Here is a 23116-nt window from a genome sequence, read left to right on the forward strand (position 1 = left end):
GCCGGTGGCTCAGCGCTGCAGGAACGCCTGATGCAGCTCATCCAGGGTCTGGAAGTGATAGGCCGGGGCCTCGGCGCTCAGTTCTTCGTGGCTGCCGAAGCCATAACCCACCGCCGCCGCATCCAGCCCGTTACGGCGGGCGCCGATCAGGTCGTGTTTGCGGTCGCCGATCATCAGGGTATCGCTGGGGTCCAGGCCTTCTTCGCTGATCAGGTGGCGGATCAGCTCGACCTTGTCGGTGCGGGTGCCGTCCAGTTCGCTGCCGTAGATCACCTTGAAGTGCCGGGCGAAATCGAAGTGCCGGGCGATCTCGCGGGCGAACAGCCATGGCTTGGACGTCGCGATGTACAGCTGGCGGCCTTGCCCGCCGAGGGTTTCCAGCAGGGGCGTGACGCCGTCGAACACGCGGTTCTCATACAGGCCGGTGACCTTGAAACGCTCGCGGTAGAAATTCACCGCCTCCCAGGCCCTGGCTTCGTCGAAGCCGTAGAACTGCATGAACGCCTGTAGCAGCGGCGGACCGATGAAGTGTTCCAGCTTGCTCAGGTCGGGTTCGTCGATGCCCAGCTTGCCGAGGGCGAACTGGATCGAGCGGGTAATGCCTTCGCGCGGGTCGGTCAGGGTGCCATCGAGGTCGAACAGAACGGTTTGGTAATGCATGGGAATTCCTGGGCAGTGGATCGGGGCTCAAGCCTGGTCGTAACCTTCGGCCAGGTGCAGGTCCTTGAGCTTCACGTAGTTGGCGGCGCTGTAGGTGAAGAAGGCACGCTCCTTGTCGGTCAGCGGGCGGGCCTGTTTCACCGGGCTGCCCACGTAGAGGAAGCCGCTTTCCAGGCGTTTTCCAGGCGGTACCAGGCTGCCGGCGCCGACGATCACATCGTCTTCCACCACCGCGCCGTCCATGACGATGCTGCCCATGCCGATCAGCACCCGGCTGCCGACGCTGCAACCGTGCAGCATCACCTTGTGGGCGATGGTCACGTCGTCGCCGATCAGCAGCGGGAAGCCGTCCGGGTTGAAGGGGCCGGCGTGGGTGATGTGCAGCACGCTGCCGTCCTGCACGCTGGTGCGGGCGCCGATGCGGATGCGGTGCATGTCGCCGCGGATCACCGTGAGTGGCCAGACCGAACTGTCGGCACCGATTTCGACGTCGCCGATCACCACCGCCGAGCTGTCGACGAAGGCCTGCGGGCCAAGGATGGGCGTGTGGTGCTGATAGCTGCGAATGGCCAAGTTGGATACCTGCTCTGACATTTATTAATGGGGTCGATAGCTGCGGTGTGCGTCGATTGTAATTAAGATGGCCCAATGTTTCTTCCAGCCAAGGTGCCAACCGTGAGTGTGAACAACCCTCTTCTGCAGCCCTACGACCTGCCGCCGTTTTCGGCGATCCGCGCCGAGCACGTACAGCCGGCCATCGAACAGATCCTGGCTGACAACCGCGCCGCCATCGCTGAAATCCTCAAGAACCAGGGCGCGCAACCGACCTGGGCCGGCCTGGTTCTGGCCATGGACGAACTCAACGACCGCCTGGGCGCGGCCTGGAGTCCGGTCAGCCACCTCAACGCCGTGTGCAACAGCGCCGAACTACGCGAAGCCTATGAGTCCTGCTTGCCGGCCCTGAGCGCCTACGCCACCGAGCTGGGGCAGAACCGTGAGCTGTTCCAGGCCTTCGAAGCCCTGGCGAGCAGCCCGCAAGCCGCCGGTTTCGACGTGGCGCAGAAAACCATTCTGGAACATTCCCTGCGTGACTTCCGCCTGTCGGGTATCGACCTGCCGCCAGAGCAGCAGAAGCGTTACGCCGAAGTGCAGAGCAAGCTTTCCGAGCTGGGCAGCCGCTTCTCCAACCAGCTGCTCGACGCCACCCAGGCCTGGACCAAGCACGTCACCGACGAAGCGGCCCTGGCCGGCTTGACCGCGTCGGCCAAGGCGCAGATGGCTGCCGCGGCCCAGGCCAAGGACCTGCAAGGCTGGCTGATCACCCTGGAATTCCCCAGCTATTACGCGGTGATGACCTACGCCGAAGACCGCGCGTTGCGCGAAGAAGTCTACGCCGCCTACTGCACCCGCGCGTCGGACCAGGGCCCGAATGCCGGCCAGAACGACAACGGCCCGGTCATGCAGGAAATCCTCGACCTGCGCCAGGAACTGGCCCAACTGCTGGGTTACGCCAACTTCGCCGAGCTGAGCCTGGCTACCAAGATGGCCGAGTCCAGCGACCAGGTGCTGAGCTTCCTGCGGGACCTGGCCAAGCGCAGCAAACCGTTCGCTGCCCAGGACCTGCAACAGCTCAAGGCCTACGCCGCCGAACAGGGCTGCCCGGACCTGCAAAGCTGGGACAGCGGTTTCTACGGCGAGAAGCTGCGCGAGCAGCGCTACAGCGTGGCCCAGGAAACCCTGCGCGCCTACTTCCCGATCGACAAGGTGCTCGGCGGCCTGTTCGCCATCGTCCAGCGCCTGTACGGCATCGAGATCGCCGAACTGAAAGGCTTCGACAGCTGGCACCCGGACGTGCGCCTGTTCGAGATCAAGGAAAACGGCCAGCACGTGGGGCGTTTCTTCTTCGACCTGTATGCCCGCGCCAACAAGCGTGGCGGTGCCTGGATGGACGGCGCCCGCGACCGTCGCCGCACCGTTGACGGTGTACTGCAAAGCCCGGTGGCCAACCTGGTGTGCAACTTCACACCGGCCGACAGCGGCAAGCCTGCCCTGCTGACCCACGATGAAGTCACCACCCTGTTCCACGAATTCGGCCACGGCCTGCACCACCTGTTGACCCGCGTCGAGCATGCCGGTGTTTCCGGCATCAACGGTGTGGCCTGGGACGCGGTGGAGCTGCCGAGCCAGTTCATGGAGAACTGGTGCTGGGAGCCGGAAGGCCTGGCGCTGATCTCCGGTCACTATGAGACCGGCGAGCCGCTGCCCCAGGACCTGCTGGAAAAAATGCTCGCGGCGAAGAACTTCCAGTCCGGCCTGATGATGGTGCGCCAGCTGGAATTCTCGCTGTTCGACTTCGAACTGCATGCCACCCATGGTGACGGCCGTAGCGTGCTGCAGGTGCTCGAAGGCGTGCGCGATGAGGTCTCGGTGATGCGTCCGCCGGCCTACAACCGCTTCCCCAACAGCTTCGCGCACATCTTCGCCGGCGGTTACGCGGCGGGTTACTACAGCTACAAGTGGGCCGAAGTGCTGTCGGCCGATGCCTTCTCGAAGTTCGAGGAAGAAGGCGTGCTGAATGCCGAGACCGGTCGCGCGTTCCGCGAGGCGATCCTGGCCCGTGGCGGTTCCCAGGAGCCGATGGTGCTGTTCGTCGACTTCCGCGGACGCGCACCGTCGATTGACGCACTCTTGCGCCACAGCGGCCTCACCGAGGACGCAGCGGCATGAGCGAGGGGCCAGTGAAGACGAAAAAACGCTTTATCGCCGGGGCGGTCTGCCCGGCGTGCAGCGAGCAGGACAAGTTGATGATGTGGAGCGAAGACGACGTTCCCCATCGCGAGTGCGTGGCCTGCGGTTATTCCGACACCCTGAATGAACAGGGGCTGTCGGTGCCCAAGGAACTGGGCACGCGAGTCAACACCACGGCCCTGAAGGCGCCGGATGCCAAGGTCCAGTCGGTGCAGTTTTTCCCCAACCCCAAGTTGAAGAAAAAGACCGACGAGCCCAAGTAACTGCAAATCCCCTGTAGGAGCGCAGCTTGCGCGCGATAGCGGTGTATCAGATACACCGCGGTGCTTTGATCGCCAGCAAGCTTGGCTCCTATCGGGATGCGGTCAAAGCTCAATTCTGCAGCCCCACGCAGCCGGTCAATTCGCCGGCTTGCTGGCGCTCACCGTCTCGAACCAGCTTTTCACCGAACAGGTGGCGAACACGCTGGTGCTGCAATCGCCATTGGCCAGGGCGGTGCGCAACTTGTCGACATCGGCCTGCATCATGTAGCGAATGCCGTCCTTGAAGTGGGAACTGTCGCCAAACCCGCCTCCGGTCATTTCATTCAGCGCCTCCTCCTTGCTCCAGCCCTGGACCACCACCCGATACATCGCCGACATCAGCCCGGTGCGGTCCGAGCCGTGCTTGCAGTGCATCAGCACCGGGCCCTCGCTTTCGGCGTTCTGGATCGCGCGCAAGGCCGCCAGTACATCGGCGTCATCCACGTGATTGGTCCGGTAAGGCAATTGCACCTGCTTGATTGCCGGGGCCTGCAGCCAGCTGGCGTCGGACTCCGGCAGAAAGTTGATTACCGTGCCCACCTTGAGCTTTTCCAGCAAAGGCACGGCGCCGCCGTCCGGCAAGGCGCTGCGGTAGAGCGTCGGCGACATCTGGTACAGGTTGTAGTGGGTTTCCACCGGCTGGGCCCACTGGGCCGGGCGGGTCGCGCCGGTTTCGGCGGCCTGGGCCTGGGGCCAGGCAAGCAGCGTCAGCAGGGACAGGCAGAGGGCGGGAAGGTTACGAAAGTTGTGCATGCAGAAGGCCATGACCGGAAATGGGGGGTAGATGGAGCCTAGCTTCCATCCGGGCCGGTCAACGCCCTGTGAGGTGCTCGTCAAAGAAACGTGAAGCCGCTGCGATAGAGGTTTTTTCTCGGCAATCGCGACTTTTTTCCCACGCAAACGATTTATTCGAATGCTTAGCCTGCTACCATTTGTAACCAAAGTTTGCTGAACTGTGTTTCCCCGGCGCTCCCAATCGCCGCCAGAACGACAAGCCACGCCATGACGCGGCTGCCCAATCCGTGAATGCCTAGTGTGAGGTGCACCCCCCATGTCTGATCACGATCAAGACAACCCGCGGCGTGAGTTTCTGCGCAAATCCCTGACCTTGATCCCGGTGGTCACGGTCGCCAGTACCGGTCTTGGCAGCTCGATGCTGATGGCCGCCCCCGAAGCGCCCAAGCCGGTGGAGCCGGCCCGAACCCCGGTCAGCACCGAGGCTTACCAGCCGACCTATTTCACCGCCGAAGAGTGGGCCTTTGTCCAGGCCGCGGTAGAGCGCCTGATCCCGGCCGACGAACAAGGCCCTGGCGCCCTGGAAGCCGGCGTGCCGGAATACATCGACCGGCAGATGAATACCCCTTACGCCGCCGGCGCCCTGTGGTACATGCAAGGCCCGTTCAACGCCGACGCCGCGCCGGAGATGGGCTGGCAGAGCAAGCTGGTACCCAAGGAGATCTATCGCCTGGGCATTGCCGCGACGGATGCATGGTCGAAAGCCTTCAACGGTAAAACATTTGCCGCGCAAGACAGCGCTACCCGAGACGATTTGCTCAAGCAACTCGAAGCGGGGAAACCCCCATTCGACAGCGTTCCGCCGAAGATTTTCTTCAACCTTTTGCTGCAAAACACCAAGGAAGGGTTCTTCTGTGACCCGATCCACGGGGGCAATAAAGGCATGGTCGGCTGGACCTTGATCGGCTTCCCCGGCGCGCGCGCCGATTTCATGGACTGGGTGGAACGCAACGAGCAATACCCTTTCCCGGCAGTGTCGATTCGCGGCGAGAGGGCTTGAGCATGGCAACGGTAATGAAGAAGGTCGACGCGGTGATCGTCGGGTTTGGCTGGACCGGCGCGATCATGGCCAAGGAGCTGACCGAGGCCGGGCTCAACGTGCTGGCGCTGGAGCGCGGGCCGATGCAGGACACCTACCCGGACGGCAATTACCCGCAGGTGATCGACGAACTCACCTACAGCGTGCGCAAGAAGCTCTTCCAGGACATCTCCCGGGAGACGGTGACCATTCGCCACAGCGTCAACGACGTGGCCCTGCCGAACCGCCAGCTGGGCGCGTTTCTGCCGGGCAACGGCGTCGGCGGTGCCGGCCTGCACTGGTCCGGCGTGCATTTTCGCGCCGATCCGATCGAGCTGCGCATGCGCAGCCACTATGAAGAACGCTACGGCAAGCACTTCATCCCCAAGGACATGACCATCCAGGACTTCGGCGTCACCTACGAAGAGCTGGAGCCGTTCTTCGACTACGCGGAAAAAGTCTTCGGTACCTCGGGTCAGGCCTGGACCGTGAAAGGCCAGCTGGTCGGTGAAGGCAAGGGTGGCAACCCTTACGCGCCGGACCGTTCGGAGCATTTCCCGCTGGAGTCGCAGAAGAACACCTACTCCGCCCAGCTGTTCCAGAAGGCCGCCGGCGAAGTCGGCTACAAGCCCTACAACCTGCCGTCGGCCAACACTTCCGGGCCGTACACCAACCCCTATGGCGCGCAAATGGGGCCGTGCAACTTCTGCGGGTTCTGCAGCGGCTACGTCTGCTACATGTACTCCAAGGCTTCGCCGAACGTGAACATTCTGCCGGCCCTCAAGCCGCTGCCGAATTTCGAGCTGCGCCCCAACTCCCACGTGCTCAAGGTCAACCTCGACAGCACCAAGACCCGCGCGACCGGCGTCACTTACGTCGACGGCCAGGGCCGGGAGATCGAGCAGCCGGCGGACCTGGTGATCCTCGGTGCCTTCCAGTTCCATAACGTGCGCCTGATGCTGCTGTCCGGCATCGGCAAGCCCTACGACCCGATCACTGGCGAAGGCGTGGTGGGCAAGAACTTCGCCTACCAGAACATGGCCACCATCAAGGCCTACTTCGACAAGGACGTGCACACCAACAACTTCATCGGTGCCGGCGGCAATGGCGTGGCGGTGGACGACTTCAACGCCGACAACTTCGACCACGGCCCCCACGGCTTCGTCGGTGGCTCGCCGTTCTGGGTCAACCAGGCCGGCAGCCGGCCGATCGCCGGCACCTCCAACCCGCCGGGCACCCCGGCCTGGGGCAGCGCCTGGAAGAAGGCCACCGCCGACTATTACACCCACCAGGTGTCGATGGACGCCCACGGTGCCCACCAGTCCTATCGTGGCAACTACCTCGATCTTGACCCGGTGTACCGCGACGCCTACGGCCTGCCGCTGCTGCGCATGACCTTCGACTGGCAGGAAAACGACATCAAGATGAACCGCTTCATGGTCGAGAAGATGGGCAAGATCGCCGAGGCGATGAACCCCAAGGCCATCGCGGTGCTGGGCAAGAAGGTCGGCGAGCATTTCAACACCGCGTCCTACCAGACCACCCACCTCAACGGTGGCGCGATCATGGGCACCGATCCGAAAACCAGTGCCCTGAACCGTTACCTGCAGAGCTGGGACGTGCACAACGTGTTCGTCCCGGGCGCTTCGGCCTTCCCCCAGGGCCTGGGCTACAACCCGACCGGCCTGGTGGCCGCGTTGACCTACTGGTCGGCCCGCGCGATCCGCGAGCGGTACCTGAAGAACCCCGGCCCGCTGGTCCAGGCATAAGGAGCGATGACCATGAAAACCCTCGTTATCGCGACCCTGGCGCTGCTCGGCAGCGCTTCCCTCTGCGCCGCCGAAACCGATCGGCAAGCCTTGATCAAACAGGGCGAATACCTGGCCCGCGCCGGTGACTGCGTGGCTTGCCACACCGCCAAGGACGGCAAGCCGTTCGCCGGCGGCCTGCCGATGGAAACCCCGATCGGCACGATCTACTCCACCAACATCACCCCGGACAAGACCGGCATCAGCGAGTACAGCTTCGACGACTTCGACAAGGCCGTGCGCCATGGCGTGGCCAAGAGCGGCAGCAGCCTGTACCCGGCCATGCCCTACCCGTCCTATGCGCGGGTCAGCGACGCCGACATGCAGGCGCTGTATGCCTACTTCATGCAAGGCGTGGCGCCGGTGGTCCAGGAGAACCGCGACAGCGACATCCCCTGGCCGCTGAGCATGCGCTGGCCGCTGGCCGGCTGGCGCTGGATGTTCGCGCCAAGCGTGGCGGGCGCGCAAGGCAGTGGCCAGGCGCAGGCTGCGCAAGACCCGGTGGTCAGCCGCGGTGCTTATCTGGTGGAAGGCCTCGGCCACTGTGGCGCCTGCCACACGCCGCGCGCCCTGACCATGCAGGAGAAAGCCCTGAGCGCCAGCGAAGGCAGCGACTTCCTGGCTGGCAGCGCGCCGCTGGAAGGCTGGATTGCCAAGAGCCTGCGCGGTGACCACAAGGACGGCCTCGGCAGCTGGAGCGAAGAGCAGTTGGTGCAGTTCCTCAAGACCGGTCGCAGCGACCGCGGCGCGGTGTTCGGCGGCATGAGCGACGTGGTGGTGCACAGCATGCAGTACATGTCCGCGGACGACCTGACGGCCATCGCCCGTTACCTCAAGTCGCTGCCGGCGGTGGACGCCAACGACCAGCCGCACCAGTACGACAAGGCGGTGGCCGAGGCGTTGTGGAAAGGTGACGACAGCAAGCCGGGGGCGGCGGTGTATATCGACAACTGCGCGGCGTGCCACCGTACCGACGGCCATGGCTATACCCGGGTGTTCCCGGCGCTGGCGGGCAACCCGGTGCTGCAAAGCGCCGATGCCACGTCGTTGATCCACATCGTGCTCAAGGGCGGTACCTTGCCGGCGACCCATACCGCGCCATCGACCTTCACCATGCCGGCCTTCGCCTGGCGCCTGTCGGACCAGGAGGTGGCCGATGTGGTCAACTTCATCCGCACCAGTTGGGGCAACCAGGGTTCCGAGGTGAAGGCCGCGGATGTGGCGGGACTGCGCAAGGGTGACCTGCAAAGCACCTCGAACGACGACCTGGGGCAGGTGACGAAGCACAGCGGCGGCTGATCGACCGCGATCAGCGCCAACGGCGTGCTCCGCCCGACGGCGCTTTGCAACAGCTCAAACCTCCATTACTGTATATAGATACAGTAATGGAGCGCCTCCCCATGTCCAGCCCCCTGCCCCCACGCGGCCGTGGCACCGCGACCAACCCGCACAACCGTTTTGCGCCGCAGCGCTCGGTGGCCTTCGACGACGGCTGGTACCAGGAAGCCCCGCTGACCCAGGGCACGGAGGTGCGCCTTGAGACGGCGAAATCCATCATCACCCGCAACAGCTCGCCGGACCTGCCCTTCGACCGCTCCATCAACCCCTATCGCGGTTGCGAGCACGGCTGCATCTATTGTTATGCGCGGCCCAGCCACGCCTATTGGGACCTGTCGCCGGGGCTGGACTTCGAGACCAAGCTGATCGCCAAGACCAATGCCGCGGCGATGCTCGAACAACAGCTGTCCAAGCCCGGCTACCAGTGCGCGCCGATCAACCTGGGTTCTAACACCGACCCCTACCAGCCCATCGAACGCGAGCACCAGCTGACCCGGCGGACCCTGGAGGTGCTGCTGCGCTACCGGCATCCGGTGACCATCGTCACCAAGGGCTCGCTGATCCTGCGCGACCTCGACCTGTTGGTCGAACTGGCCGAGCAGCGGCTGGTGGCGGTGATGATCAGCCTGACCACCCTGGACGACGAGCTCAAGCGCATCCTCGAACCCCGGGCGGCGGCGCCCAAGGCGCGGTTGCGGGCGATCCGGGTGATGCGCGAGGCGGGAATTCCCGTGGGCGTGCTGTGCTCGCCGATGATTCCGATGATCAACGACAGCGAGCTGGAAAGCCTGCTCGCCGAGGCCCATGCCGCGGGCGCGCAAAGCGCCGCCTACATGATGCTGCGCCTGCCCCTGGAAGTGGCGCCGCTGTTCGAGGAATGGCTCAACGCCCACTATCCGCAGCGGGCGGCCCATGTCCTGAGCCTGATCCGCCAGTGTCGCGGCGGCGAGCTGTACGACAGCCGTTTTGGTGCACGGATGCGCGGCGAAGGCCCCTTCGCGGCCCTGCTGGCGCAGCGTTTCGCCAAGGCCAGCAAACGCCTGGGGCTCGATCGGCGCGAAGGCTACAACCTCGATTGCACGGCGTTCTGTCCGCCGGGTGGGCAGATGTCGTTGCTCTAGGACGTATTGGCCTATGGTGGAGTAGAGCCGGTGCACCGTCGTCTATACGCTGGTCACCTTTTTGCATCGCCAATAGTGGCGTTTTAGAGCGGCCGGTTCAGTTTGAGTTAAGTTTGGAAGGCTACCTTGTTCACCAAGTGACCGATGGGTCGCTGTCAGCGGGCTGGTTGTTTTTTAATCAATCGCTGGCGTCGTGCCGGATAAAACTGGAAAATTCACCTAATCCGTCAAAAGAGGATGAATCATGAGTGACAAGGATAAACAGCCGTTGGCTGCGTCGGCTTCAGCGTCCCCGGAGGTCGCCGAAAGCGCCGATGCAGCGCTGCAGATAATCGTTGACGGCTTTTTGCATTTTCATCACGAGGTCTTCCCACAGCAGGAAGAACTGTTCAAGAAACTCGCCACGGCCCAGCGGCCGCGGGCGATGTTCATTGCCTGCGCGGATTCGCGCATCGTCCCCGAACTGATTACCCAGAGCGCCCCGGGCGACCTGTTCGTGACCCGCAACGTCGGTAACGTGGTACCGCCATACGGGCAGATGAACGGCGGTGTGTCCACGGCCATCGAATACGCGGTCATGGCCCTGGGTGTGCACCACATCATCGTTTGCGGCCATTCCGACTGCGGCGCCATGCGCGCGGTGCTCAACCCGCAGAGCCTGGAAAAGATGCCGACGGTCAAAGCCTGGCTGCGCCACGCCGAAGTCGCCAAGACCATGGTCCAGGAGAACTGCGACTGCGCCGACGAGAACGCCAGCATGCATGTGCTGACCGAAGAGAATGTCATCGCCCAGTTGCAGCATTTGCGCACCCACCCTTCGGTGGCTTCGCGCATGGCCAACGGCCAGTTGTTCATCCATGGCTGGGTGTACAACATCGAAACCAGCGAAATCAAAGCCTACGACGCGGATCAAGGGTGTTTCCTGCCGTTGGACGGACGCCATCCGATCCCGGTTGCGACGCCTAAAGCGCGCTTCTAAATCCTCCTAAATCCCAGTGGGGTTCAGCCATGACTGCCGTCCGCGCGGTCAGGCTTTGCCACGCCTGAAGAAAGCTTCGGGAGAATCATCATGCGTGCAGCACAATTGAAAGCTGTTTTGCCACGGGAGCTGCTCGCTTCCGTGGTGGTGTTTCTGGTGGCCCTGCCCTTGTGCATGGGTATCGCCATCGCTTCCGGCATGCCGCCGGCCAAGGGGTTGATCACCGGAATCATCGGTGGCCTGGTGGTGGGCTGGCTGGCCGGCTCGCCCTTGCAGGTCAGCGGTCCGGCCGCAGGGTTGGCGGTCCTGGTGTTCGAGCTGGTACGCCAGCACGGTATCGCCATGCTCGGGCCGATCCTGCTACTGGCGGGTTTCCTGCAACTGGTGGCCGGGCGCCTGCGCCTGGGTTGCTGGTTTCGGGTCACGGCGCCGGCGGTGGTCTACGGCATGCTTGCCGGGATCGGGGTGTTGATCGTGCTCTCCCAGGTGCACGTGATGCTCGACGCCCAGCCCCAGGCGTCCGGCCTGGATAACCTCGCGGGCTTCCCCGAGGCGGTGGCCCAGGCCTTGCCCAGCCTGGGCGGCGGCTTTGGCTGGCAGGCCGGGCTGCTGGGCCTGTCGACCATGGCGGTGATGTTCCTGTGGGAAAAACTGCGCCCGCATTCGCTGCGCTTCATCCCCGGCGCCCTGCTGGGCGTCGGCCTGGCGACCTTTGCCAGCCTGGCCCTGGCGCTGCAGGTCAAGCGGGTCGAGGTGCCGGAAAACCTTGCCGAGGCGATCGACTGGCTGCGGCCGGCCGACCTGCTCAACCTGGCGGACCCGACGCTGCTGATCGCGGCCTTTGCCGTGGCCTTTATCGCCAGCGCCGAAACCCTGCTGTCCGCGGCCGCGGTGGATCGCATGCACAGCGGTACGCGCTCGGATTTCGACCGTGAACTGTCGGCGCAAGGGATCGGCAACATGCTCTGCGGGTTGCTCGGCGCCCTGCCGATGACCGGGGTGATCGTGCGCAGCTCGGCCAACGTCCAGGCGGGCGCGACCACGCGGCTGTCGGCGATCTTCCACGGTTTGTGGCTGCTGGCGTTCGTGCTGTTGCTGTCCAGCGTGCTGCAAAGCATTCCGGTGGCCAGCCTGGCGGGTGTGCTGGTGTACACCGGATTCAAGCTGGTGGACCTCAAGTCGTTCCGCAAGCTGGGTCGTTATGGGCCGATGCCGATGCTGATCTACGGCGTGACCGCGCTGGCGATTGTCTTCACCGACCTGCTGACCGGTGTGCTGATCGGTTTCGGCCTGACCCTGGTGAAGCTGGCCTGGGGCGCTTCGCGGCTGAAGATCAGCCTGGTGGACCTGCCCGCCGAAGGCGAAATGGAACTGCGCCTGGTGGGCGCCGCGACCTTCCTCAAGGTGCCGGCCCTGACCCAGGCGCTGGGCAGCATCCCGCCGGGCACCACGGTGCATGTGCCGCTCAATAACCTGGGCTACATCGACCATGCCTGCCTGGAGCTGCTCGAGGAGTGGGGACGAGCCAATGCGGCCAAGGGCTCGAAGCTGGTGATCGAGTCGCGCGGGTTGAAGCGCCGGCTGGAGGGGCGCTTGCACACCAATGTGGGCGTGAGCCCGGCCTCGAAGCTGGGGGCCCAAAGGCCTGAGCCGGGCGTAAGTCTGTAGCCCTGTAGCCGCCGCCGAAGGCTGCGATAAGGTCCGAAGGATCTTCAGCGTCGGTGATATCGCTGCGACCGTACCGGTCGATCGCAGCCTGCGGCAGCGGCTAGAGGGCCGCTACCTGCAATCATCAGGCAGCCGGCTGGTCGAGTTCCAGCTCCACGCCCAGTTGGCGCGACAGGCACGGCCAGCGTTTCCAGGCGGCATCGGTGTCGGGGCTGTTGAGCTTTTCCCGGTAGGCCTCGACCGACTCCAGGGCGAAGCTCTCTTCGTCGAGCATCGCGTCGACCGCATGGTGCACCGCTTCGTCCAGCTGGTTGGCGAAGGTTTCGCCGATCAACTGGTGGGCGATCAGGTTGGCCACCGTGGTGTCCAGGGGAATCAGCGGCTGGCCGAAATGCGTGATGTACAGGTCGTTGACCTCCTCCACCAGGCGATGGGCCAGATAGGCTTCGTCCAGCAGGCTGTCCAGGCCTTCGTGGCCGGCCATGATGGCGGGCGGCTGGAGGAAGAACTGCTCGGCGATCTTCAGCACCGGCTTGATCTGCGACTCGATACCGGCTTCGCGCGCGACTTCGTTGGCGGCGTCCAGCAGGTCGGGAACCTGATCGATATAAGCAGCGACAAAACGGGTCATCACCCCCTGGGCGTCCACTTCGGGGAGCTGGATGGCGGGGTGCAGGTGTGGCAATTGGGTTTCCAGCTGACGGCGCAATTGCCCGGTGCTGGACTCATGTTGATGGGCTCGTTGGATCTGCTCGCGCAATGCGGCGGTGTTCATGAATACTCCAGGAAACAAGGGCAATTAATTAGGGAAGACATAAGTTAGCCTGCTCACGAAATCGCTTAAGACGTATTTTTCATAATTATTTCATGGTTAGTCGTCTGGGTTATATCGCTTCGCCATCATTGATCCCCTATCCCTTTCCAACCGTGGCCTATAAGGCAGCGGCAAACTGTTTCAGTGGATTTACGGCACCGCATTGCGAGGTCGAAGTCGCTGTCTATACTCGGGTCTGAATGAAGTTAGCTGATGACGCCCGACTGCATGCGCAGCGAAGGCTCGGCGGTTTAAGTTCGTAGTCTAGGCAGCCGCTCCCTTGGCCGCAGGTGCAAGCCGGCGGGATAACAAGAACGATAAGGGGAACCCGCAATGATGCGACATCCACAAGTCTGGATGGGCCTCCTGTTGTGGTCGGTATTCAGCCAGGCGCATGGCGCCTGGACCGTGAATATGGCGCCTGGAGCGACTGATATAAGTCACGCGGTATTCGACCTGCACATGACCATCTTCTGGATCTGTGTGGTGATCGGCGTCATTGTCTTTGGCGCCATGTTCTGGTCGATGATCCTGCACCGCCGCTCCACCGGCCAGGTGGCCGCCAAGTTTCACGAAAGCACGACGGTGGAAATCCTCTGGACCGTGGTGCCGCTGCTGATCCTGGTGGCCATGGCCGTTCCCGCCACCGCGACCCTGATCAAGATGTACGACGCCAGCGAACCGGATGTGGACATCCAGATCACCGGTTATCAGTGGAAGTGGCACTACAAATACCTGGGCCAGGACGTCGAGTTCTTCAGCAACCTGACCACTCCCGCCGAACAGATTCATAACCAGAGCGCCAAGGGCGAGCACTATCTGCTGGAAGTCGATCAGCCACTGGTGCTGCCGATCGGCGCCAAGGTGCGTTTTCTGGTGACCTCCGCCGACGTCATCCATTCCTGGTGGGTTCCGGCCTTCGCGGTCAAGCGCGATGCGATCCCCGGTTTCGTCAACGAAGCCTGGACCCGGGTCGACAAGCCCGGCCTGTATCGCGGCCAGTGCGCCGAGCTGTGCGGCAAGGACCACGGTTTCATGCCGATCGTGGTCGACGTGAAGACCCAGGCCGACTACGACACCTGGCTGGGCGAACGCAAGGCCGAAGCCCTCAAGCTCAAGGAACTGACCAGCAAGGAATGGACCCTCGAAGAGCTGGTGGCCCGTGGCGACAAGGTCTACCACACCACCTGCGTGGCCTGTCACCAGGCCGAAGGCCAGGGCCTGCCGCCGATGTTCCCGGCGCTCAAGGGCTCGAAGATCGCCACCGGGCCGGTGGCGGATCACTTGAACATCGTCTTCCACGGCAAGCCCGGCACCGCCATGGCGGCGTTCGGCAAGCAGTTGTCGGAAGTCGATCTGGCAGCGGTGATCACCTACGAACGTAACGCCTGGGGCAACAACAAAGGCGACATGGTGACGCCCAAGGATGTCCTGGCTCTGAAACAGGCGCAAAGCAAATGACCCGGTCCATTGCGTGTTCCCGCAGCCGCTCGGGGCGTGTCGCCCTCGATCGTCCAGCCCAACCGTTTACAGGAGACAGGCCATGAACGCTGTGAGCGATGAGCACGGTCATGCAATCGTTGGCGATCATGACCACACCCACGGCCCCGCCAAGGGCCTGATGCGCTGGGTGCTGACCACCAACCACAAGGACATCGGCACCCTGTACCTGTGGTTCGCCTTCTCCATGTTCCTGCTCGGCGGCTCGTTCGCCATGGTGATCCGCGCCGAGCTGTTCCAGCCCGGCCTGCAGATCGTGCAGCCGGAATTCTTCAACCAGATGACCACCATGCATGGCCTGGTGATGGTCTTCGGCGCGGTGATGCCGGCCTTTGTCGGCCTGGCCAACTGGATGATCCCGCTGATGGTCGGCGCGCCGGACATGGCTCTGCCACGGATGAACAACTTCAGTTTCTGGTTGCTGCCGGCGGCGTTCCTGCTGCTGGTCTCGACCCTGTTCATGCCCGGTGGCGGACCCAACTTCGGCTGGACCTTCTACGCCCCGCTGTCCACCACCTACGCGCCGGAAAGCGTGACCTTCTTCATCTTCGCCATCCACCTGATGGGCATCAGCTCGATCATGGGCGCGATCAACGTGATCGCCACCATCCTCAACCTGCGTGCTCCCGGCATGACCCTGATGAAGATGCCACTGTTCGTCTGGACCTGGCTGATCACCGCGTTCCTGCTGATCGCGGTGATGCCGGTGCTGGCCGGCTGCGTGACCATGATGCTGATGGACATCCACTTCGGCACCAGCTTCTTCAGCGCCGCCGGCGGCGGTGATCCGGTGCTGTTCCAGCATGTGTTCTGGTTCTTCGGTCACCCCGAGGTGTACATCATGATCCTGCCGGCCTTCGGCGCCGTCAGCGCGATCATCCCGGCCTTCTCGCGCAAGCCGCTGTTCGGCTACACCTCGATGGTCTACGCCACGGCGAGTATCGCCTTCCTGTCGTTCATCGTCTGGGCGCACCACATGTTCGTGGTCGGCATTCCGCTGGTGGGCGAGCTGTTCTTCATGTACGCCACGATGCTTATCGCGGTGCCGACCGGGGTCAAGGTCTTCAACTGGGTCAGCACCATGTGGCAGGGCTCGCTGACCTTCGAGACGCCGATGCTGTTCGCCGTGGCCTTCGTGATCCTGTTCACCATCGGCGGCTTCTCCGGGCTGATGCTGGCCATCGCCCCGGCGGACTTCCAGTACCAGGACACCTATTTCGTGGTTGCGCACTTCCACTATGTGCTGGTGCCGGGCGCGATCTTCGGCATCTTCGCCTCGGCCTATTACTGGCTGCCGAAGTGGACCGGGCACATGTACGACGAAACCCTGGGCAAGCTGCACTTCTGGCTGTCCTTCATCGGTATGAACATGGCGTTCTTCCCGATGCACTTCGTCGGCCTGGCGGGGATGCCGCGGCGGATCCCGGACTACAACCTGCAGTTCGCCGATTTCAACATGGTGTCGTCCATCGGCGCGTTCACCTTCGGCGCGACGCAGATCTTCTTCCTGTTCATCGTCATCAAGTGCATCCGTGGCGGCCAACCCGCACCGGCCAAGCCCTGGGACGGTGCCGAAGGGCTGGAGTGGAGCGTGCCGTCGCCGGCGCCGTACCACACCTTCACCACGCCGCCGGAAGTGAAATGAACAGCCTGGTGCGATGCCCGCTCGCCTCTGAAACAGCAGGAGGTCGCTGATGGCCGAGGTTTCGATGAAGAAGCTGGTCACCCGCCTGTTGCTGGTGGTGGCGGCGATGTTCGTCTTCGGTTTTGCCCTGGTGCCGATCTACGACGTGATGTGCAAGGCGCTGGGCATCAACGGCAAGACCGGCGGGCAGTATTCCGGCGAGCAGCAAGTGGATGTCTCGCGCCAGGTGCGCGTGCAGTTCCTGTCGACCAACGCGATCGACATGGTCTGGGACTTCTATCCCAAGGCCGACGACATCGTGGTTCATCCCGGCGCAGTGAACGAGATGATCTTCATTGCCCGCAACCCCAGCGACCGGCCGATGAGCGCCCAGGCGATCCCGAGCATTTCGCCGAGCAGCGCCGCGATGTATTTCCACAAGACCGAATGCTTCTGTTTCACCCAGCAAGTGCTGCAACCCGGTCAGCAGATCGAGATGCCGGTACGTTTCATCGTTGACCGCGACATGCCCAAGGATGTGAAGCACCTGACGCTGGCTTACACGCTGTTCGATATCACCGCGCGTCATCCACCGGTGGCCGTGAGCACCAACACCGGCGGTTAAGACGGTGCCCGATAAGGAGAACAATAAATGGCAACTCATGAGCATTATTACGTTCCCGCCCAGAGCAAGTGGCCGATCATCGCCACGGTGGGCATGTTCGTTACGGTGTTCGGCCTGGCCACCTGGTTCAACGACCTCAAGGCCGCGCGCCCGGAATCCCATGGCCCGCTGATTTTCTTCGTCGGGAGCCTGCTGCTGGCCTACATGCTGTTCGGCTGGTTCGGCGCGGTGATCAAGGAAAGTCGCGCCGGCCTGTACAGCGCCCAGCTGGATCGCTCGTTCCGCTGGGGCATGAGCTGGTTCATCTTTTCCGAAGTGATGTTCTTCATCGCCTTCTTCGGCGCGCTGTTCTACGTGCGCCATATCGCTGGCCCGGCCCTGGGCGGCGAAGGCAGCAAGGGCATCGCGCACATGCTCTGGCCGAACTTCGAGTTCGTCTGGCCATTGCTCGAAAACCCCGATTCCAAGCTGTTCCCGCCGCCCAAGGAAGTCATCAGCCCCTGGGGCCTGCCGCTGCTCAACACCGTGCTGCTGGTGAGTTCCAGCGTCACCGTGACCATCGCCCACCACGCTCTGAAGAACGGCCACCGCGGCGCGCTGAAAATCTGGCTGGCGATCACCGTGCTGCTGGGCTGTGCGTTTCTCGGCTTCCAGGCCGAGGAATACCTGCATGCCTACCACGAGCTGGGGCTGACCCTGGGTTCGGGCATCTACGGCGCCACCTTCTTCATGCTCACCGGCTTTCACGGCGCCCACGTGACCATCGGCACGCTGATTTTGTTCGTGATGCTGATGCGCATCATGAAGGGGCACTTCGACGCCGAGCATCAGTTCGGTTTCGAGGCGGCCAGCTGGTATTGGCACTTCGTCGATGTGGTGTGGATCGGTTTGTTTGTCTTCGTCTACGTGCTCTGAGCGCGGCGTTACCAGGGCGCGTGCGACACCAGCTGGCCGCTGAAGAAACCCCAGGCGATCAAGCCGACGGTGAGCGCGGCCAGGCACACACGAACGGTCAGCGACCTGAGCAGGCGATGGGAGCTGCTGTCGTCCTTGACCAGAAAGAACAGGCCGCTGAACAGGCTGATGAGCGTGGCGATCAGCAACAGGACGATGGCCGCTTTAAGCATGGTGGGCTCCGGGAGAAACGCGATGCGCTTGAGTATAGCCAGTCGATCTCGCCACTTTCGGGCGCTGCCATGAACGGTTTTCGTCCGGGCGTGCTGCCGACCCTGGTGGTGTTGGCGTTGTTGCCGGTGCTGGTGACGCTCGGGTTCTGGCAACTGGGGCGGGGCGAACAGAAGCGCGAGCTGCTGGCCAGCTACGCCGAACGGCGGGTGGCCGAGCCTTTGACCGTGGATGAACTGCAGGCTGCCAGCGATCCGGCTTTCCGTCGGGTGCAATTGCATGGCCGCTTCGATGCGGCCCACAGCCTGTTGCTGGATAACCGCATGCATGAAGGCAAGGTCGGGGTCGAGCTGCTGCAACCCTTTCTCGACCAGGCCAGCGGCCAATGGCTGCTGCTCAACCGTGGCTGGCTGCCCTGGCCGGACCGGCGCACGCCACCCGCATTCAACACCCCGGAACAGTCGTTGAGCCTCGATGCCTGGGTCTATGTCGCCTCCGGCGCGACCTTTCAACTGCACGCCGACCCACTGAATGCCCAGTGGCCGCGGCTGGTGACGACGATCGATCCGGCCAGGCTCTGGAGCGAACTGGGACGCAGCGGTTTTGCCTACGAGCTGCGCCAGGAGGCTGGCCCGGGCGCCTACATGACCGAATGGCCGGTGGTGGCCATGGGGCCGGAAAAACACCTGGGCTACGCCGTGCAGTGGTTCGCCATGGCGCTGGCCCTGTGCGCTTTGTACCTCTATCTCGGATGGCATAACGCAAGGGAGAAACACCATGGGAGCGGCCATGAATCCACCCAACATTTCTGAGGCCCAGGCGCCGCATAACCGGCGTCGCGGACGCTGGCAGCTGCTGCTGATCGTGGCCATGGTGATCGGTCCGATGATCCTCGCCACCGGCATGTACAAGTTGCAGTTCTGGGTGCCGGAAAGCCGCAGCTACCACGGCGAGTTGATCGGCAACGGCCAGAGCCGCGCCGACATCGGGGTCCAGGCCGACGAGACGCGCTGGCAGATCCTGGTCACCGCGCCCAGGGACTGCGCCGTGGATTGCCAGCAACTGGTGTACCTGGCGCGGCAGATCCAGATCTCCCTCGGCCGCGACGCCTCCCGGGCCAGCCACGCCCTGGCCGCCGCCCAGCCGCTGGACGCCGACTACCAGGCCAAGCTGCAACGCGAATACCCGCAACTACAACGCTATCCACTGGACCTGCCGACCTTCACCAAGGGCGCCAGCGACCAGGGCGCACCGCTGCTGTGGATCGTCGACCCGCACGGCAACCTGGTCCTGCGCTACGACGCCCGGGTCAAGGGCAAGGACCTGCTCAACGACCTGCGTCATCTGCTGAAACTGTCGAACATCGGATAAGGGCATCGTCATGGCCAAACCTGGATTTCGCCTCGCCTTGTTTGCCACCTTGCTGGCGCTGATCGTGGTGCTGCTCGGCGCTTATACCCGGCTGACCCACGCCGGCCTCGGCTGCCCGGATTGGCCGGGTTGCTACGGTTTCATCGGCGTGCCGAAAAGCGAAGCCCAGCTGGCCCATGCCGAACTGCATTTTCCCGACACTCCGGTGGAAGCCCACAAAGGCTGGAACGAGATGATCCACCGCTATTTCGCCGGCACCCTGGGCCTGTTGATCGTGCTGCTGGCGGCACGCTCCTGGACCCATCGGCATCATCCCGGGCAACCGCTGAAACTGCCGCTGTTCCTGCTCTCGGTGGTGTTCGCCCAGGCCTTGTTCGGCATGTGGACGGTGACCCTCAAGCTGTGGCCGCAAGTCGTCACCGCGCACCTGCTGGGCGGCTTCGCCACCCTGAGCCTGCTGTTCTTGCTGACGCTACGGCTGTCCGGGGTGCTGCCGGCGCTGATCGTGCCCAGGCGCCTGCAATACTGGGCCACGGCCGGGCTGGTGCTGGTGATCGGGCAGATCGCCCTGGGCGGCTGGGTCAGCTCCAACTACGCGGCTGTGGCCTGCATCGACCTGCCGACCTGTCACGGCCAGTGGTGGCCGGCGGCGGATTTCGCCAATGGCTTTCACCTGACCCAGCACATCGGCCCCAACTACCTGGGCGGGCAGCTCGACAGTGACGCGCGCACGGCTATCCACCTGACCCATCGCATCGGCGCGCTGCTGGTGACCCTGGTGTTGCTCGGCCTGGCCTGGCAACTCAAGCATGTGGGCATGACCCGCCTCGCCGGGCTGGTGCTGGTGGCGCTGGCGGCGCAGATTGGCCTTGGCATCAGCAATGTGCTGTTCCACCTGCCGCTGCCGGTGGCCGTGGCGCATAACGCCGGCGGCGCTGCGCTGCTACTGACTCTGGTGCTGGTCAATTATCACGCCCGCACCAGCCTGGTCCGCGCCCGCTCGCACCTGCCGCTGGGCTGGCGCCTGAGCCCGCGCAAACACGCCGCCGGGCCCATAACCATAAAAGGAGAGATGCCATGGCGACTCTGATCGGCGAGCGTCACCGCCAGGCGATCTGGCGTGACTACCTGGAACTGACCAAGCCCAAGGTGGTGGTGCTGATGCTCATCACCTCGCTGGTGGGCATGTTCCTCGCCACTCGCGCCGGGGTGCCGTGGACGGTGCTGGTGTTCGGCAACCTGGGTATCGCCCTGTGCGCCGGCGCGGCGGCGGCGGTGAACCATGTGGTGGACCGGCGGATCGATGCAGTCATGGCGCGCACCCACAAACGGCCGCTGGCCGAAGGCCGGGTGTCGCCGGCGGCGGCGCTGGGTTTCGCCCTGCTGCTGGCCATCGCCGGGCAAGCCTTGCTGCTGGCGTTCACCAACCCGCTGACCGCCTGGCTGACCCTGGCGTCGTTGCTCGGTTATGCGGTGATCTACACCGGCTTCCTCAAGCGGGCGACCCCGCAGAACATCGTGATCGGCGGCCTGGCCGGGGCCGCGCCGCCGCTGTTGGGCTGGGTCGCGGCCACCGGCCATGTGACCGCCGAACCGCTGCTGCTGGTGCTGATCATCTTCGCCTGGACCCCGCCGCACTTCTGGGCGCTGGCCATTCACCGCAAGGAGGAATACGCCAAGGCCGACATCCCGATGCTGCCGGTGACCCATGGCGAGCACTACACCAAGGTGCATATCCTGCTCTATACCTGCGCCTTGCTGGCGGTCAGCCTGCTGCCTTATGCGATCCATATGAGCGGCATGCTTTACCTGATTTGTGCCCTGGGCCTGGGCGCGCGCTTTCTGCAATGGGCCTGGGTGCTGTACCGTGGCAGTCGGCCGCACGCGGCGATCAACACCTTCAAGTACTCTATTTATTACTTGTTCCTGCTGTTTATCGCGCTGCTCGTAGACCACTACCTATTGTTGAACCTATGACTCGAACTCAGAAAACCGTCTTTATTCTCGTGGCGCTGGTGGCCCTGGTGCTGGGGCTCACCGTCAACAAAGTGCTGACCGGCAAGAACCAGGGGGATCCGACCGCGTTGATCGACGCCGGGATCATCCTGCTGCCCCAGAGCCGCAACCTGCCGGATGTGAAGATGACCGACCAGGAAGGCCAGCCGGTGGTGCTCAATGAGCTCAAGGGCAAGTGGAGCCTGCTGTTCTTCGGCTACACCTTCTGCCCGGATATCTGCCCGACTACCCTCGCCCAGCTGCGCCAGATCAAGAGCGAGCTGCCCAAGGAGGCGGTGGATAACCTGCAGGTGGTGCTGGTCAGCGTCGACCCGAACCGCGACACGCCGCAGCAGCTGAAACAGTACCTGGGCTACTTCGACAAGGACTTCAAGGGCCTGACCGCGACCTCGGTGGCGGACGTGCAGAAGCTCGCTAACGCGGTGAGCATCCCGTTCATTCCCGCCGACACCAGCAAGCCCAATTATACCGTCGACCACAGCGGCAACCTCGCGGTGATCGGCCCGGACGGCACCCAGCGCGGCTTCATCCGCGCGCCGCTGAACAACCAGAAACTGGTGGCCCAGCTGCCGGTGATGTTGCAGCGCAAGTAACCCGGGACGCCTGAATCCTGTAGCCGCTGCCGCAGGCTGCGATAAGGCGCGTAGCGCCTTCCGAGGGCCTCAAGAGCACGTCTCCTGTGGAGCCGATCGCAGCCTGCGGCAGCGGCTACAGGGAACTCGGCAGGCAACTGAAACGAAACGGGGCGCCTCAAGGCGCCCCGTTTGTGTTTCTGCAACCGATCAGAACGCCGGTACCACAGCGCCTTTGTACTTCTCGAGAATGAATTGCTTCACTTCGGGGCTGTGCAGGGCGGCAACCAGTTTCTTCATGGCGTCCGAGTCCTTGTCGTCAGGACGGGCCACCAGGATGTTCACGTAAGGCGAGTCCTTGCCTTCGATCACCAGGGCGTCCTTGGACGGGTCCAGCTTGGCTTCCAGGGCGTAGTTGGTGTTGATCAGCGCCAGGTCGACCTGGGTCAGCACGCGCGGGATGGTCGCGGCTTCCAGCTCACGGAGTTTCAGGTCCTTGCTGTTCTCGGTGATGTCTTTGACCGTAGACAGGATGTTGTTGGAATCCTTGAGCTTGATCAGGCCGGCCTTGGCCAGCAGCAGCAAGGCACGGCCGCCGTTGGTGGCGTCGTTGGGGATCACCACGTTGGCGCCGCCCGGCAGCTCTTCGAGCTTCTTGAACTTGTTGGAGTAGGCGCCCAGCGGCTCCAGGTGCACGCCGGCGACGCTCACCAGGTGGGTGCCCTTGGCCTTGTTGAACTCATCCAGGTACGGCTGGTGCTGGAAGAAGTTGGCGTCCAGGCGCTTTTCGGCGACCTGCACGTTTGGCTGGATGTAGTCGGTGAAGACCTTGACCTTCAGGTCCACGCCTTCCTTGGCCAGCGCCGGCTTCACGAATTCGAGGATCTCGGCGTGAGGCACCGGAGTGGCGGCCACGGTCAGGGTGTCAGCGGCGTGCGCGGAGAACGCGGCAACGGCGGCGAAAGCGACGAGTAGTTTTTTCATCCAGCTAGCTCCTTGTGAGGCGCCCGGTGCCGGACGCCTGCCGGCCAG

The 23116-nt window shown here is 63.6% G+C and carries 23 protein-coding genes; 17 read left to right on the forward strand and 6 right to left on the reverse strand.

What is annotated here, in order from left to right; all coding sequences use genetic code 11:
• Positions 1-9: 9 nt before the first annotated feature.
• Both AC3RCP_RS01405 and AC3RCP_RS01410 read right to left on the reverse strand, forming a co-directional pair.
• Positions 10-660 carry an HAD family hydrolase gene (locus AC3RCP_RS01405; protein WP_492570494.1) on the reverse strand — a complete coding sequence of 217 codons (651 nt, stop codon included), beginning with the start codon at positions 658-660 and terminating at the stop codon, positions 10-12.
• Between the two features lie 27 nt (positions 661-687).
• Positions 688-1233: a gamma carbonic anhydrase family protein gene (locus tag AC3RCP_RS01410; RefSeq protein WP_101336387.1), complete on the reverse strand. Its 546-nt coding sequence runs from the start codon at positions 1231-1233 to the stop codon at positions 688-690.
• A gap of 75 nt (positions 1234-1308) precedes the next feature.
• On the opposite strand from AC3RCP_RS01410, the gene prlC reads away from it, so the two are divergent.
• Positions 1309-3387 carry an oligopeptidase A gene (gene prlC / locus AC3RCP_RS01415; protein ID WP_178081041.1) on the forward strand — a complete coding sequence of 693 codons (2079 nt, stop codon included), beginning with the start codon at positions 1309-1311 and terminating at the stop codon, positions 3385-3387.
• Positions 3384-3671 (forward strand): YheV family putative zinc ribbon protein, encoded by a 288-nt coding sequence (locus tag AC3RCP_RS01420; protein ID WP_007926162.1) that lies wholly within the window; start codon positions 3384-3386, stop codon positions 3669-3671. The genes prlC and AC3RCP_RS01420 overlap by 4 nt, the downstream gene beginning before the upstream one ends.
• A gap of 135 nt (positions 3672-3806) precedes the next feature.
• Here the strand turns inward: AC3RCP_RS01420 and AC3RCP_RS01425 are convergent, their stop codons facing one another.
• A complete protein-coding gene (locus AC3RCP_RS01425; protein WP_101339370.1) occupies positions 3807-4463 on the reverse strand; it encodes a phosphatase domain-containing protein in 657 nt (218 codons plus the stop codon).
• 298 nt (positions 4464-4761) lie between these two features.
• Here AC3RCP_RS01425 and AC3RCP_RS01430 point away from each other — a divergent pair, with 298 nt between their 5' ends.
• The 6 genes from AC3RCP_RS01430 to AC3RCP_RS01455 all read left to right on the forward strand — a co-directional run bounded on the left by AC3RCP_RS01430 (position 4762) and on the right by AC3RCP_RS01455 (position 12437).
• Entirely contained in the window at positions 4762-5505 is a 744-nt protein-coding gene (locus AC3RCP_RS01430; RefSeq protein WP_009041509.1) for a gluconate 2-dehydrogenase subunit 3 family protein, read from the forward strand.
• A gap of 2 nt (positions 5506-5507) precedes the next feature.
• Positions 5508-7292, forward strand: a complete 1785-nt coding sequence (locus tag AC3RCP_RS01435) for a GMC family oxidoreductase (protein ID WP_101336388.1) — start codon at positions 5508-5510, stop codon at positions 7290-7292.
• Positions 7293-7304: 12 nt separating this feature from the next.
• Positions 7305-8630 carry a cytochrome c gene (locus tag AC3RCP_RS01440; RefSeq protein WP_101336389.1) on the forward strand — a complete coding sequence of 442 codons (1326 nt, stop codon included), beginning with the start codon at positions 7305-7307 and terminating at the stop codon, positions 8628-8630.
• 101 nt (positions 8631-8731) lie between these two features.
• A complete protein-coding gene (locus AC3RCP_RS01445; protein WP_101336390.1) occupies positions 8732-9790 on the forward strand; it encodes a PA0069 family radical SAM protein in 1059 nt (352 codons plus the stop codon).
• A 244-nt stretch (positions 9791-10034) separates the two neighbouring features.
• A complete protein-coding gene (locus AC3RCP_RS01450) occupies positions 10035-10769 on the forward strand; it encodes a carbonic anhydrase (RefSeq protein ID WP_007924326.1) in 735 nt (244 codons plus the stop codon).
• 90 nt (positions 10770-10859) lie between these two features.
• Entirely contained in the window at positions 10860-12437 is a 1578-nt protein-coding gene (locus AC3RCP_RS01455; protein WP_101336391.1) for a SulP family inorganic anion transporter, read from the forward strand.
• 124 nt (positions 12438-12561) lie between these two features.
• On the opposite strand, the gene AC3RCP_RS01460 is transcribed toward AC3RCP_RS01455, so the two are convergent.
• Positions 12562-13212: a hypothetical protein gene (locus AC3RCP_RS01460; protein WP_101336392.1), complete on the reverse strand. Its 651-nt coding sequence runs from the start codon at positions 13210-13212 to the stop codon at positions 12562-12564.
• Between the two features lie 372 nt (positions 13213-13584).
• On the opposite strand from AC3RCP_RS01460, the gene coxB reads away from it, so the two are divergent.
• The 4 genes from coxB (at position 13585) to AC3RCP_RS01480 (ending at position 17915) form a co-directional block, all read left to right on the forward strand.
• On the forward strand, positions 13585-14712 hold the full coding sequence (gene coxB, locus AC3RCP_RS01465; protein ID WP_053263243.1) for a cytochrome c oxidase subunit II: 1128 nt from the start codon (positions 13585-13587) through the stop codon (positions 14710-14712).
• Positions 14713-14794: 82 nt separating this feature from the next.
• The gene (gene ctaD / locus AC3RCP_RS01470; RefSeq protein ID WP_007924322.1) at positions 14795-16396 is read left to right on the forward strand and encodes a cytochrome c oxidase subunit I; all 1602 of its coding nucleotides are present in this window, start codon (positions 14795-14797) and stop codon (positions 16394-16396) included.
• Positions 16397-16445: 49 nt separating this feature from the next.
• Positions 16446-17000: a cytochrome c oxidase assembly protein gene (locus AC3RCP_RS01475; RefSeq protein ID WP_007924321.1), complete on the forward strand. Its 555-nt coding sequence runs from the start codon at positions 16446-16448 to the stop codon at positions 16998-17000.
• 27 nt (positions 17001-17027) lie between these two features.
• Positions 17028-17915 carry a cytochrome c oxidase subunit 3 gene (locus AC3RCP_RS01480; RefSeq protein ID WP_007924319.1) on the forward strand — a complete coding sequence of 296 codons (888 nt, stop codon included), beginning with the start codon at positions 17028-17030 and terminating at the stop codon, positions 17913-17915.
• Positions 17916-17923: 8 nt separating this feature from the next.
• Here the strand turns inward: AC3RCP_RS01480 and AC3RCP_RS01485 are convergent, their stop codons facing one another.
• On the reverse strand, positions 17924-18127 hold the full coding sequence (locus AC3RCP_RS01485) for a twin transmembrane helix small protein (protein WP_007924318.1): 204 nt from the start codon (positions 18125-18127) through the stop codon (positions 17924-17926).
• Positions 18128-18196: 69 nt separating this feature from the next.
• Between AC3RCP_RS01485 and AC3RCP_RS01490 the strand changes: the two genes are divergently transcribed.
• From AC3RCP_RS01490 to AC3RCP_RS01510, 5 genes are read left to right on the forward strand one after another with little or no spacing between them, the layout of a single operon-like run.
• Positions 18197-18937, forward strand: a complete 741-nt coding sequence (locus AC3RCP_RS01490) for an SURF1 family protein (protein WP_007924317.1) — start codon at positions 18197-18199, stop codon at positions 18935-18937.
• On the forward strand, positions 18903-19496 hold the full coding sequence (locus tag AC3RCP_RS01495) for a PA_0111/PP_0108 family redox-active disulfide protein (protein WP_053263248.1): 594 nt from the start codon (positions 18903-18905) through the stop codon (positions 19494-19496). The genes AC3RCP_RS01490 and AC3RCP_RS01495 overlap by 35 nt, the downstream gene beginning before the upstream one ends.
• Before the next feature lie 10 nt (positions 19497-19506).
• The gene (locus AC3RCP_RS01500; protein ID WP_492570493.1) at positions 19507-20586 is read left to right on the forward strand and encodes a COX15/CtaA family protein; all 1080 of its coding nucleotides are present in this window, start codon (positions 19507-19509) and stop codon (positions 20584-20586) included.
• Positions 20574-21473, forward strand: coding sequence for a heme o synthase (gene cyoE / locus AC3RCP_RS01505; protein ID WP_007924310.1), 900 nt, complete (start codon positions 20574-20576; stop codon positions 21471-21473). Before AC3RCP_RS01500 ends, cyoE begins: the two co-directional genes overlap by 13 nt.
• Entirely contained in the window at positions 21470-22105 is a 636-nt protein-coding gene (locus tag AC3RCP_RS01510) for an SCO family protein (protein ID WP_009041520.1), read from the forward strand. Before cyoE ends, AC3RCP_RS01510 begins: the two co-directional genes overlap by 4 nt.
• 189 nt (positions 22106-22294) lie before the next feature.
• Here AC3RCP_RS01510 and AC3RCP_RS01515 read toward each other — a convergent pair whose 3' ends face one another.
• Entirely contained in the window at positions 22295-23068 is a 774-nt protein-coding gene (locus AC3RCP_RS01515) for a MetQ/NlpA family ABC transporter substrate-binding protein (protein ID WP_492570492.1), read from the reverse strand.
• Positions 23069-23116 lie beyond the last annotated feature (48 nt).

It is taken from the genome of Pseudomonas sp. GW822-FHT05A08, from assembly GCF_058800485.1.